General features: G+C 47.6%; 9 protein-coding genes. 8 read left to right on the top strand and 1 reads right to left on the bottom strand.

What is annotated here, in order from left to right; all coding sequences use genetic code 11:
- Positions 1-126 precede the first annotated feature (126 nt).
- A complete protein-coding gene (locus D3P09_RS09160) occupies positions 127-2223 on the top strand; it encodes an alpha-galactosidase (protein ID WP_120109176.1) in 2097 nt (698 codons plus the stop codon).
- Positions 2224-2252: 29 nt separating this feature from the next.
- Complete coding sequence (locus tag D3P09_RS09155; protein ID WP_120109174.1) at positions 2253-4805, top strand: glycoside hydrolase family 97 N-terminal domain-containing protein; 2553 nt, start codon at positions 2253-2255, stop codon at positions 4803-4805.
- 37 nt (positions 4806-4842) lie between these two features.
- Here the strand turns inward: D3P09_RS09155 and D3P09_RS09150 are convergent, their stop codons facing one another.
- Positions 4843-5736, bottom strand: coding sequence for an AraC family transcriptional regulator (locus tag D3P09_RS09150; RefSeq protein ID WP_120109172.1), 894 nt, complete (start codon positions 5734-5736; stop codon positions 4843-4845).
- Positions 5737-5890: 154 nt separating this feature from the next.
- On the opposite strand from D3P09_RS09150, the gene D3P09_RS09145 reads away from it, so the two are divergent.
- From D3P09_RS09145 to D3P09_RS09120, 6 genes are all read left to right on the top strand, one after another.
- Positions 5891-9241 carry a DUF5107 domain-containing protein gene (locus tag D3P09_RS09145; protein WP_120109170.1) on the top strand — a complete coding sequence of 1117 codons (3351 nt, stop codon included), beginning with the start codon at positions 5891-5893 and terminating at the stop codon, positions 9239-9241.
- A 97-nt stretch (positions 9242-9338) separates the two neighbouring features.
- Positions 9339-10322, top strand: coding sequence for an aldose epimerase family protein (locus D3P09_RS09140; RefSeq protein ID WP_120109168.1), 984 nt, complete (start codon positions 9339-9341; stop codon positions 10320-10322).
- Entirely contained in the window at positions 10319-12628 is a 2310-nt protein-coding gene (locus D3P09_RS09135; protein WP_120109167.1) for a glycoside hydrolase family 95 protein, read from the top strand. The genes D3P09_RS09140 and D3P09_RS09135 overlap by 4 nt, the downstream gene beginning before the upstream one ends.
- Positions 12629-12722: 94 nt before the next feature.
- On the top strand, positions 12723-13094 hold the full coding sequence (locus D3P09_RS09130; RefSeq protein WP_120109165.1) for a MerR family transcriptional regulator: 372 nt from the start codon (positions 12723-12725) through the stop codon (positions 13092-13094).
- A gap of 2 nt (positions 13095-13096) precedes the next feature.
- On the top strand, positions 13097-13414 hold the full coding sequence (locus tag D3P09_RS09125) for a thioredoxin family protein (protein WP_120109163.1): 318 nt from the start codon (positions 13097-13099) through the stop codon (positions 13412-13414).
- 174 nt (positions 13415-13588) lie between these two features.
- Positions 13589-13888, top strand: coding sequence for a hypothetical protein (locus D3P09_RS09120; RefSeq protein ID WP_120109161.1), 300 nt, complete (start codon positions 13589-13591; stop codon positions 13886-13888).
- Positions 13889-14030: the final 142 nt, after the last annotated feature.

The raw sequence follows: 14030 nt of genomic DNA, 5'->3' as shown, positions 1-14030 counted from the left end.
CTGTACCCTGCCCCGTGCACTTTTAAAGCAGGAGTATTACCGTGAAGCTTCCGATTTTTCTACTAGAGGACGGCAGCAACGCTTATGCTTGAGCATGTGAATTCGCTTTCTAAGGAGACATAGAAGATGGCTATCATCATAGGAAAAAACAATGTTTTTTTGTTAAACACAAGAAACTGCTCGTATAGCTTTAGTGTAGATCAGGAAGGGCTCCTGCGGCATCTATATTGGGGTGCGCGCATAGATTCGGTTGAAGATTTCAAGAATGAGCCCTATATATGGGAGCAAGGCTTTCATCCCCTCAATGATGTCAAGCGGGAAGAATGCTCCTCTTTTGGAACCATGCGGTTCAAGGAAACTTCTTTCAAAGTAACGTTTGCCGATGGTGTGAGAGATTTTCGTTATCGTTATGCGGGGCATACGATTGACAATGACGAACTCACCGTGGTTCTGGAAGACACCGTATATCCGCTTCAAATGTCCTTGCACTACAAGGTGTATGAAGATGCAGATATCATTGAAAAGCGTCGCACAGTTAAGAACTGTGGCACCGAAGTCGTTACCGTGGAGCGTCTGCATTCGGGAGAATGCTCGTTGCCTGGAGCAGGCTGGAATCTGAAAAACTTTAACGGCATGTGGAATTCTGATTTCGATGCATACGAGCAAAAAATAACGGGCGGAAAAACAGTGTTGGAAAGTCTGCGCGGCGCAACGGGCCATGTAGCGAATCCGAGCTTTGTTCTCTATCAACATGCGGGAGAAACATACGGAGAGGTCTATTACGGCGCACTGGCATGGTCGGGAAATTTCAAAATCGTATTGGAGCAAACGCCCTACGAGTATTTGAATATTTTGGCGGGGATGAACGATACCGACTTCGAATGGAGATTGGCAGGCGGGGAAGCTCTGGAAGCTCCGGCTCTGTATCTGGGCTATTCTCCGGATGGCTTTGACAGAATGTCGAATGCAATGGGCGAGTTCTCCAGACGATATGTCATGCCAAAGCCGATGGCAGAAAAGCCTCTTTCCGTTTTATATAACTCCTGGGAAGCCACCTATTTTGATGTGAATGAGCAGGGGCAGCTTCAGCTTATCGACAAGGCTGCACAAATCGGCGTGGAGCTGTTTGTTATGGATGATGGATGGTTCGGACAGCGCAGCGATGATCATGCGGGGCTGGGGGATTGGCGGATAAATACAACAAAATTTCCAAACGGATTGGCACCGCTGACCCAAAAGCTGAAGAGCTACGGCATGCAATTTGGCTTGTGGATTGAGCCCGAGATGGTGAATCCTGACAGCGACTTGTATCGCGCTCACCCGGACTGGGTGTATCATTACGCAAGCCGTCCGGTGATGGAAGGGCGTTACCAGTATATGCTGGATCTGACCAGGCAAGATGTACAGGAGTATATCATTGCGGAGATTGATCGGCTGCTAACGGAGAATGATATCTCCTATATCAAATGGGATATGAACAGAGGAATGAGCGAGGTTGCTTCTGCTGTATTGGATCGCAGTGAATTTAAAACGATTTGGTACCGGCATACGAAGGGGTTTTACCATATTATCCAGTCGCTGCGGGCGCTGCATCCCGAGGTTGAGTGGGAGGCTTGCGCAAGCGGCGGCGGCCGCGTGGATTATGGCGCTATGCCATACTTCGACGAATTCTGGCCAAGCGATAACACGGATCCTCTGGACCGCTTGTCCATTCAGGAAGGGTATAGCTATCTATATCCAATCAAATATATGCGTGCCTGGGTGACGGATTCAGGAAACAACGGCAAACGTGCCATGCCGCTGTTGTTCCGATTGCATATCTCCATGTGCGGGGCGCTTGGCATTGGACTTAATTTGAATGAGAGTACGGAAGAGGATATGGCGCTTCTGAAAAAATATGTGGCGCTCTATAAAGAAGTTCGTTCGATTATTCAGTTTGGGCAATTACACCGCTTGGCGTCGTTGCCGGTGGACGGCTTGCAGGCCGTGCAGTACGAGAATGGAGAAGAGAGCGTATTGTTTGCATTCCTGGATCATCCTTCTCGCTGGCGCACAGCATTTACGATTCGTCCAAGAGGGCTGGATGCGAAAAGGAGTTATTTGGTAGAAATAGAAGGGCAGCAGGATCAGAACTATTCAGGCGCGTTTTTGATGAACAATGGTCTCAAGATTACGCTTAACCATGATTATGCAAGCTGTATGGTGCGTTTGTTGCCGGAATAAAAAATACGAATGGACAGGGGATTGCATCTATGTGGAAACTGTATTCGCCTAATCATACTGTTAGTTTCACAGTGTTCGAGAATGCCGAGAAGGAATTATGGTACGCTGTTGAGCGCAATGGCAAAGCGGCCATCGAGCAAAGCAAGCTTGGCTTTGAAAGTGATTTGGAGGATTTCACAAAAGGCTTTCGTTTTGTAAAGGAAGCTCGTGCTGTTGTTGACGAGAGCTATTCCATACCAGCGGGCAAAAAAGCAGTTTATGAGAATCATGCGAATGAGCTGACGCTAGAGTTCCAGTGCGGCGCGTATACGTTCGTACTGTGCGCGCGTGCTTATGATGATGGGGCTGCTTTCCGCTATCAAGTACTCTCTAATGAAGAAAAACCGATGAAAGTATTGCGTGAAGCAACCAATTTCAATCTGGCAGAGGACTACAATGAATTGTGGCTGCAGCATTGGGTGAACAGCTATGAAGGCACCTATGACCGTACCGGCTGGGAAGACAAAGAAGGCAGAGATTACGGGATGCCAAGCTTGTTCCATGCTGACAATGGCGGCTTGGTCATGATTACAGAAGCAGAGGTATACAACACGGATGGCAGCTATTGCTCCTGTCATTTGCGCGGAGCCGGAGAGCGAAGCATGTCCTTGGAATTCGCTCCGGAAGAAATGGGGAGACCGCTCTCCTGTAAGCTTCCGTTCGCCTCTCCTTGGCGCGTCATTGTGGTGACAGACGATTTGAACGAATTGGTGAATACCACCATCAACTATAACTTGAATCCGCCTTCTGTCATGGAAGATACAAGCTGGATCAAGCCGGGGCGTTGTTTGTGGGGCTGGTGGGAATATATGAACAGCGCACAGCTATATACGGAGCAAAAGCGCTTTGTGGATTATGCGGCAGCGGTCGGATTTGAAGGACTCACCGTGGATGCGGACTGGGATATGACGTGGCTGAAAGAGCTGTGCGATTATGCCCACTCGAAAGGGATCGTAGTATGGCTGTGGAGCGCCATGCAGTATATCGACACACCTGAGAAAGCACAAGAGAAAATTCCGTTATGGGCAAGCTGCGGGGTAGACGGGCTTAAGGTCGATTTCTTCCAGAACGATTCTCAGCATACGATGTGGCAATACGAAATGATTGCAAACTTAATGACGAAACATAAGTTGATGATTAATTTCCATGGGGCGACCAAATGTATGGGCGAAGGACGCACATGGCCGAACTTTATGACGGCAGAAGGGATTCTGGGCATTGAGCATTATATGTGGAGCGGATTACCGGACGCGAAGCACAATTGTACGGTTCCCTTTACACGCAATGTCATCGGTCCGATGGATTATACGCCGACCGGGTTCTCGAACAAAAACCGCAACACGACGTTAGGGCATCAAATGGCGCTTTCCGTCGTGTATGAATCAGGCGCTGCGCATATTGCAGCATCCATTTATTATTTGGAGGCATGGAAAGGGACCGATTTTCTGCGCCGCATGAAGCCTGTTTACGATGAGGTCAAGGTATTGTCTGGCTTCCCAGGCCATCATGCCGCCATTATGCGCCGTTCCCAAGAAGAGTGGCTGATTGGCTGCATTACAGACGAAGCGATGATCCTGCGCCTGAGCATGGATTTCCTGCCTGAAGGTGAGTTTGAGGCTGATATTTATGAGGATGACTACAGCGGCGAATTGATGAAGGTGAAGCGCATCAAAGTGACGTCTGCCGATGTCATAGAGCTTCCGCTTCTGAAAGGCGGCGGCGCCGGCATTTATATCACCAAAGAAATCTCGGAGCTGCCAACAGGAATTTGTTCCGGTTACATGAGTGACGCGAGAACAGAGTACTTGGCAGCAGCGGGACAAACGCGGCAAGGCAGCGAGCCTGTCGTTTATGAGAATGGACAGGAAGCGGTATTGCTGAATGGCAGTGTTGTGTTTTCAGTGAAAACAACGGATACGCCTCATACCATAAGACTGTTCTATGCAGCAACAGAGCCTTGGACATTGCGTGTCAGTGACGGAATCAACAAAGTGGACATGGCAATGCCGCAAAGCGGCTCTAATAAAATATTCATGACCAAGGATGTGGTATTTCCGTTCGCTGGCGGCGAGAGCGCGTTGTTCCTGGAGCGTATTGCAGGAGCTGTGCCGGCGTTGGAAAAAATCCATATTATTAATAACAATCCTCCAAAAGAATTGTATGTTCCTGTTGGAAAAGGCAGCCTGAGCGGTGGCGCAGAATTTGTATTAGATGCAGCAGGTGAGGAGAAGGTTACAGGTCTTGGCAATGGAGGCGAGCTTAAGTTTGACCGTATTATGGTGCCTGAGGATGGCTATTATTTGATGCGCTTTGACTACTGTGCAGGGGAAAGCAGAGACCTCAGCATAGAGCTTAACGGAGGAGCGCACACGTACAGAACCAATTTGCACAACACAGCGGGCTGGGGCTTCCCAGTATGGGATATCAAAGATCAGCGTGAAATTCGCATCTGGATGCAAGCGGGCAATAATGCTATCCGTCTATACAATGATGAAGGCCGAGCCGTTCATATATACGGTTTTGCGATTATTGGGGATGAGTAAGAAGGCTTTTACGTAAGCGGGAAAAGAACGGGGGAAGTCACCCCTTTCGTGTATTGCGATACACGAGGGGAGCCTTCCCCATTATTTTTTTGAAGAGCCGTGAGAAGTAGTAGGGGTCTTGAAACCCGAGGCGAATGCTAATTTCCTTAATACTCTGCTCGGTGAGGTCCAGATACTGGCATGCGAGCTGAATCTTAAGCCGCAAATAGTAATCGATTGGAGAGTAGCCTGTCATTTTTTTGAACACATGCGTATAATGCGGAACCGATAAATGGGCTTGATCCGCTAATTGTTGCAGGGATATATTCTGCTCCAAGTGATCGCTCATGAATTGGAGCGAGAGCTCCAGATCGTGCTTCTTCTTCTGCTTCCCTGGCACATGGGGTTGTTGCTGCGAGAATCGTATGAGCGCCGCGAGATGGCATGCCAGCTGCGAGACATAAATAATGCGGTTGAGGGAGTATCCTTTCTGCAGAAGATCATAACATTGATGAAATAACTCGATGATTTTGGCGGAATGTTCAACGGACACCAGTGTCGGCGCCGTATATTGATCTATGCCCTCAAAGAAGGAACCGGCATTCTCTCCTTTCATATGAAACCAATAAATAGTCCATGGATCGGTCTCCGAGGAGCCGTATTCATGGGGCATATTGGCAGGGATGACCATGACGGAGCCTTTGTGCAGGATCTGTCTCTTCTGACCGCTCAGGCTAACCCAGCCTTCGCCAGCAATACAATACATAACGATGTAAGCGGCGCTGCCCGCAGGGCGTTCGCGATAGTGATGCAGTGCCTGTGGAAAGCAGCCTATATCCGTTATATACAGAGGGCGGATGAGCGGGTGAGTCGCGTATTCGGCAATAATATTATCGGGCAGCACAATCAGCTTTTGGGACATGAATCCGTCTTGTTTTTTTATAGTATCCATAATATACACTATGCTTTTTTCAGAAACGCTTGTCAACTCTTAAACGCAATTGAAATCATAATATAATCCATCATCTTCATTTGATAGTGAATGGTCTTGAGTGGTGAAACCTCGTAGGATAAGGGTAACGAACATACATCTTGTATACGAAGGGATGAGCGAAGTGACAAAACAAGCTGAAGTTAAGGTATGGGAAGAAAGGATTGAAATCCCTACATATGAAGTAGGGGAGCCGGATAAAAATCCGATGTTTCTGGAAAAACGCGTCTACCAGGGGAGTTCAGGCCGTGTCTATCCTCATCCGGTTATTGATAAAATCTATGACGATAAGGTTATGAAGCCCTATCAAATGGTATACCTGGAAAACGAATACGTTCAAATTCAAATGATGCCTCAAATCGGCGGACGAATATATAGAGCGATCGATAAGACGAATAACTATGATTTTGTCTATCACAATCAAGTGATCAAGCCTGCATTAGTCGGTCTTATTGGACCATGGATCTCGGGCGGCATTGAATTTAACTGGCCGCAGCATCACCGTCCGAATACGTATGGACCTGTCGAGTACACCATCGAGGCCAATGAGGATGGCAGTAAAACGGTATGGGTAGGCGAGATTGACCGGATGTACGGCACGAAAGTAACGACAGGCTTCACGCTCTACCCTGGCAAAGCTTACTTGGAGATCCATGCGCAAATGTATAACCGCACACCAGAGCCTCAGACGTTCCTATGGTGGGCGAATCCCGCATTGGCTGCCAATGATCATAGCCAATCGGTATTTCCTCCCGATGTGCATGCCGTATTCGATCATGGGAAACGTGATGTATCCAAATTTCCAATTGCAACCGGAACATACTACAAGATGGATTACTCGGAAGGCGTTGATATCTCCAAATACAGCAATATTCCCGTGCCAACATCCTATATGGCGTATCAGTCAGATTATAATTTTATTGGCGGCTATGATCATAAAGTCCAGGCAGGGCTGCTGCATATTGCGAATAAACATGTCTCGCCTGGCAAGAAGCAATGGACATGGGGGCATGGAGAATTTGGTCAGGCTTGGGATCGCAATTTGACAGATGAAGACGGTCCTTACATTGAGCTGATGACCGGTGTCTACACAGACAATCAACCAGACTTCACATGGCTTCAACCGTATGAAGAGAAGAGCTTTAAGCAATATTTTATGCCATACAAGCAAGTCGGCATGGTGAAGAACGCTTCTATTGATGCGGCTGTGAATCTGGAAGTGACCGGTCAACAAGCGACCGTACATGTCTATGCAACCTCGGTATTCGAGGACGCGCATGTCATTCTTAAAAGCGCTCGTCAAACGTATTTGGACAAGACGCTTAAGCTTTCACCCGTGGATACATTCTCGGCTGAAATGGAGATCGATAAGCATGAGCTTGTAGAAGATTTAACCCTTGTCGTCTTAACTGCAAGCGGCAGAGAGCTGATCTCGTATCAGCCGAAGCCGAAGGGAATCGAGCAGACGCCAGCTCCGGCGAAGGCGATCGGCGCACCGGAGGAGTTGAAGAATACAGAAGCTTTATATTTGGCAGGTCTTCACTTGGAGCAGTATCGTCATGCTACGTACGAGCCTGATGCTTATTATTTGGAAGGATTAAAACGTGATCCTGAGGATATTCGCCTGAATAACGCATACGGATTATTGCTGCTGCGCAGAGGGTTGCTAGAAGAGAGCGAAGTGTACTTTAGGAAAGCGATTGAGACGTTGACTCGCCATAATGCTAGACCTTATGACAGTGAGCCGTTCTACAACTTAGGCAAAACCTTGAAATGGCAAGGCCGCTTGAAGGAAGCGTTCACGACATTCTACAGGGCAGTCTGGTCCGCAGCATGGCAAGCAACCGGGTATTATGCGCTAGCGCAAATTGCCAGTGAGAAGCAGCAATATGAAGAGGCACTTGAACTGATTGACCGTTCTCTTACGATGCAGCAGCGCAATTACAAAGCTCGTAATCTGAAGAGCGTTATTCTGCGAAAACTCAATCGTCTGGCTGAAGCAAAGCGGCTAACAGAGGAGACCATTTCTCTGGATCCGATGGAATTCGGTTCAAGGAATGAATGGATCTGCATCTATGAGCAATCCGGAAATCAAGCGCAAGCTGAACTAGCAAAGCAAACCTTAGTGAACCTAATGCGAGACGACGCGCATAACTATATTGCGCTTGCACACGATTATGCGGATGCCGGGCAATATGCGGAGGCACTGGATGTATTAGGCCGCATTGCTGAACGTACAAGCGGCAACGTGTATCCGATGGTTCATTACTATCAAGGGTACTATAGCATGAAGTGTAATGATCCCGCTGCATGCGATTCCTATTATGGCCTGGCGGAGGAAGCGAATCCTGCGTATTGCTTCCCCAACTCGATTCAGGATTATGTCGTATTGAAGCATGTGACAGCATGGCGCGAGAATGATTCAAAGGCACCGTATTATATGGGCAACTTGTTGTTCGATAAGAAGCGGCATGATGAAGCTGTATCCTATTGGGAGAAATCGGCAGCATTGAATGATAACTTTGCAACCGTACATCGCAACTTGGCTTTGGCTTATTTCAATAAAAAGCATAATCCGGATGCAGCGCTTACTGCATTGGAGAAAGCATTTGCTTTGAATACATCCGACGCTCGAGTATTGTACGAGTTGGATCAATTGTATAAGAAGCTTAATTATTCTTCGGAGAAACGATTAGCGAGGTTGGAGCAATACAAGGAATTGGTGATCATCCGTGATGATTTGTACCTGGAGTATATTACACTGCACAACGCCTTGAGCCGTCATGAAGAAGCGATTGCGTTGATTATGAATCGCAACTTCCACCCATGGGAAGGCGGCGAAGGGAAAGTGCCGACCCAATACGTGCTAGCGCGGGTAGAGCGGGCGAAGAAGCTGCTAGAAGCAGGCCAGGCGAAGGAAGCCATAGAGCAATTGCTCGCAGCGAAGCAGTACCCGTTGAATGTGAATGAGGGGAAATTAGAAGGAGCCCAAGAGAATAACATCCATTATTACTTAGGTCTCGCTCATCAACAACTTGGAGAAGAGGAGCAAGCTATGCAGTATTTTTCCGCAGCTTCCCAAGGGCTGGATGAACCGACAAGCGCGATGTACTATAATGACCAGCCGCCGCACATGATTTTCTATCAAGGTGTTGCTTTACGTCAATTGGGTAATGAGAAAGCGGCTCGCAGCCGGTTCAACAAGCTAGTGGACTATGGAGAACAACATATCTTTATCGATCAAAAGATTGATTATTTCGCAGTATCTTTGCCAGACTTCCTGGTATTTGATGAGGATCTGAATAAGAAGAATCATATCCATTGTTACTACATGATGGGGCTAGGTCATTTAGGTCTTGGAAACCAAGCAGAAGCGGTGAAGAACTTTAAGCTGGCGCTTGAACTCGAGCCGAACCATCAAGGCGCTGCCATCCATATGGAGCTTGCGCTTCAGGGCGTTTCATGAAAATATGCAAAGCTGCCTCTATATACGGTCGTTCCTCAGGGAATGGCCTCTCTAGAGGTTTTCTCTTATTTATCAGAGGAGAAAGGGGAAAGCAACCATGTTGCAGTGGAGACAACATCAGATGGATGACCAGGAAGTATGGACAGGTACGAACTCGATTATCGAATTCACGATTGCCCCTAATCTAGGGAGCAAAGTCATTTCATTGAAAAATCTGAAGACCGGGAGAGAATGGTTGTCGAGAACGGATAACCCGCTTGGCAACAAGGGGTATGCGAGCTCATTCGCAGATAGTGACGGCAGCGGCTGGGATGAGATGTTCCCGACGATTAACGTATGCCGTTATCCGGAATTTCCTTGGCAGGAGGTAGAATTGCCTGATCATGGAGAGGTGTGGTCGATTCCTTGGCATGTCATCGCACATGAAAGGAAACTCAGCTGCGAGGTATATGGGGTGAGGATGCCGTATCATCTGAAGAAAACCTATTCGTTCACGAAAGAACAACGATTGCGGATTGATTATTCCGTTCAGAATCTCAGCCCATTTCCCTTCTCTTTCTTATGGGCAGCCCATCCGCTGTTTCAAGTGGAAGAAGGTATGGAAATGATAGTGCCTCGCGAAATGACTTCGATTGTTGTCTCCTATTCCCAAGATGGCCGGTTGGGCCAGAGGGGAGACCTCCAGAAGTGGCCAATCCCCTATGGGGATCAAGAACAGATACGATTGAACGTGGTGGAAGCGGCCACGGCCCGTACGGCAGAGAAGTATTATTTTCAAGGTGAGCTGCCCGAAGGGAAGGCCTCCCTCTTCGACCCGGTTACAGGAGAACAATTGACGATGCTATTCCCAAAGGATAAGGTTCCTTATCTCTCCATTTGGGCAAATGCTGGTGGATATCAGGGACATTATCATGTGGCGATCGAGCCGGCTACCGGGTTCCTCGACGATTTATCTTATGCCATGGAGCGCAAGTCTGCTGCCGTTGTGGAAGCGCAGGGCACTCATGAATGGTTCTTGGAAATCGAATTGATTTCTGGAATGAAAGTTCAGAGTACAAAGGATAAGGAGGGTGCGATATGAGTAACTATAAACTATGGTATAGACAACCCGCCTCACAATGGTCAGAGGGACTTCCTCTCGGGAACGGAAGAATAGGTGCTGTCATTTACGGGTCCGCAGATTGGGAGACATGGAGCATGACAGAAGTAACCTACTGGTCGGGACAATCGGAAGCAACAGCTACCCCGTCTAAGGGCAAGGCTGATCTTGAGGAGATGAGAAAGCATTTTTTTGCGGGAGACTTTCCGACAGGAGATAGACTTGCCAAACAAGTACTGCAGCCGAAAAAAGCGAATTTTGGAACAAACCTGCCCCTGTGTGATATAAAGTTTCATTTCGAAACGGTTGCTGATTCTGATAGCTTCATTCGCGAGCTGGATCTGGAGGAGGCTATTTCACTTACCTCCTACAAGGTGAATGGCCATACCATCCGACGTGAGGTCTTCGCTACACATGCGGATGATCTTGTTGCTTCGCGCTTATGGGGGGATATTCCGGGTTCGGTTTCCTTCACGCTAGGTATCGAAGGGCGTACAGAAACCTTCCAAACCGAGACAATGAACAACGACACCCTAACATTCAGAGGACAGGCTACGGAGCAAGTACACAGTGATGGCACATGCGGCGTATGGAGCGAAGGTATTATGAAGGTGGCTGTGTCCGGCGGTGCTCTCCGCAGTGAAGCGGGCAAGCTGGTTGTAGCGGGAGCCGATGAAGCCTGGGTTTATTTTGCCGTGAATACGGATTACCGAAGAGAAGCTGGTTGGGAAGCGGATGCCAAGCGCCAAGTAGAAGAAGCACTTGCCAAGGGATATTCGCAGCTTAGAGAGGATCATATACTGGACTATCGTGGACTTTATGCACGGGTTGAGCTGGATTTGGGCAAGTCCGCGCCATCCGCTCTGCCTACGAATGAAAGGATACAGCTGTTCAAAAAGGGGCAAGTCGATGATCCTGATTTGTTTGCATTATTTTTTCAATATGGAAGATATTTGATGATTTCAGGCTCGCGGGCGGACTCTCCATTGCCGTTGAACTTACAGGGAATATGGAATGATGGTGAAGCTTGCCGTATGGGGTGGAGCTGTGATTATCATTTGGATGTGAATACGGAAATGAATTATTATCCGGTCGAAATATCCAATTTGAGCGAGTGCCATTTGCCATTAATGCGTTACATTGAGGAGCTTTCGCATGCAGGACGTTCTACTGCGAGTGATTTCTATGGCAGCGAAGGCTGGGTAGCGCATGTATTCTCGAATGCATGGGGATTCACGGCGCCAGGCTGGGACACGTCCTGGGGACTTAATGTGACCGGCGGGCTATGGATTGCTACACACTTGATGGAGCATTACGACTATACGCTAGATCGTGCATTCTTGGAAGGGCAAGCTTATCCTGTGTTAAAGGAGGCATCTGTATTCTTCCTGGATTATATGACGATTCATCCGTCCAGCGGTTGGTTGGTTACAGGGCCATCCAATTCCCCTGAAAATCATTTCTATCCAAGTCATAAAAGTCAGGGCGCTCAGCAATTATCGATGGGATCTACCTTGGATCAAGTGCTGGTTCGCGAATTGTTTACCTTTTGTTTGAAATCGGCACAATTATTAGAGAGAGATGAGGAACTGCAGAAGCAGTTAACGGATGCAATAGCGATCTTGCCTCCATTGCAAGTAGGCAAGAAGGGGCAGCTGCAAGAGTGGTTGGAGGATTATGAGGAAGCGCAGCCAGAGCACAGGCATTTGTCTCATTTGTTCGCATTGTATCCTAGCAATCAAATCACTCCACAAGGGACGCCGGAATTAAGCGCTGCCTCGAGAGTTACGTTAGAGAACAGAATGCTGCAAGATGAACTAGAGGATATTGAGTTTACGGCTGCTCTATTTGGTCTCTATTTTGCCAGATTGCATGATGGGGATCGAGCGCACAAGCATATTGCACATTTGATCGGTGAATTATGCTTTGATAATTTATTAACCTACTCCAAACCTGGGATCGCAGGTGCGGAGACGAACATCTTTGTTATTGATGGCAATTATGGCGGGACTGCGGCGATCGCAGAGATGCTGCTGCAGAGTCATAATAGAGAAATTCATTTATTGCCTGCACTGCCGGAAGCATGGTCAAGGGGATCCATCAAGGGCTTGCGAGCGAAAGGCAATATAGAAATGGATATGTCTTGGGAGAATCGCCAATTGGTAGAAGCAACCATTTATCCGCATACCAAAGGCCGTATATGCGTACGTTGTGGAAATGATAAGAAATTTGTCGATCTGGAAGCGGGCGGTACATATCGCTTCAATAACCAATTGGATATGGTATAGAGATTTAAGTGAAAAGTGAAATTAACTCTTGACCCTGACATTAATGTCAGGGTTTATAATGAAATCGAATCGACCATTCAGGAGGCGTTGGAGCATGAAAATTGGAGAAATTGCAGCCCGTACAGGGGTCAGCATCCGTTCGCTGCGTTATTACGACCAGTTGGGATTGCTCACGCCGATTCGGCGCGAGAATGGCTACCGAGAATATTCACCGCTTGCGGAAGAGCAAGTGAAGACAATACAGTTGTACCTCAATCTCGGATTGTCGACGGAGCAAATCGCTGGTTTTCTGAACTGCGTCTTGAAAAATAAAGAAGCATTCTGCCAAGAAGTGCTCCCGATTTACCGCCAGAAGCTCTCGGAGATTGAGGCACAAATACATCTGCTGCAAAACATCAAGTTGAATCTGGAGGAACGCATAAGGTCGATTTTAGATGAACGGCAAACTAGTGAAGCGGAGGAATGAAAATGAGTTTACAAACCATCAACTCAACAAATTTTCGGAGCGGGATTAGCCGGAAGGGAGTGACGTTTGTCGATTTCGGTGCGAAATGGTGCCCTCCCTGCAAAGTGCTGCTTCCAATTCTGGAAGAGTTGGAACGTGAGGAAAGCAGTCGCCTGTCGATCTTGCAAGTAGATTGCGATGAATCACCAGAGATTGCGGCTGAATACGGCGTCATGTCCATGCCGACCGTTATCGTGTTTCATAACGGTGAACCGGTAGATAAATTTATTGGACTCAGGCCCAAGGGAGTGTATCAAGCGGCGCTTGAGCGTTATGCGTAATGGATTTGTTGGATGAACCGTCCGGGGGGACGGTTTTTCTTTTTCTCAAAAAAAGACCTCACATTTGAGCAGCATGTACATCAGTTGTTTTTGGGGAGCGAATAATTGTACAATGAAAACCAAGATGTTGCTTGCAATAATCACATATCATGTATGATGAAGGAGATGGTGCCCATGAACTCAAGAATGGAACAACTGGAGCGCAGGCTGGTCGAACAACATCACAAAGATTTGTTCCTGCAGACGAAGCATACTTTGGCTGCGATTGATGTCCTTGCTGATGAACACCGTCGTTTTCAGTCCATGCAAGCGATCAGCGGCGTAAAAATTGTAGGCACAGAAGAGGCATTGTTTTATGAGACACTGACACAAGTGAAGGAAACTATCGTTGAAACACTTGAAAAAACGCTTGCTGATCTCGAACATAAAGGTGACAAGCACTACCATAATAACTTCAAGGACGGCGTGGAATAATCGTCACTTCTGTCTATTTTATCAATTGATTGATAAGGCTCTTGCTTACGGCAGGGGCCTTATTTTATTGCCCTGTATAGAGTTAATCCATGTGCCCGGCTTCTAAGACGGCGAATTCCGACATGCATTCACGATGAACGGC

Source organism: Paenibacillus pinisoli, assembly GCF_003605435.1.
In the GTDB taxonomy this organism is placed as follows: Bacteria; Bacillota; Bacilli; order Paenibacillales; family Paenibacillaceae; genus Pristimantibacillus; species Pristimantibacillus pinisoli.
The sequence above is the reverse complement of the archived record's forward strand: the minus strand, read 5'-3'. Positions and strand labels throughout refer to the sequence as shown.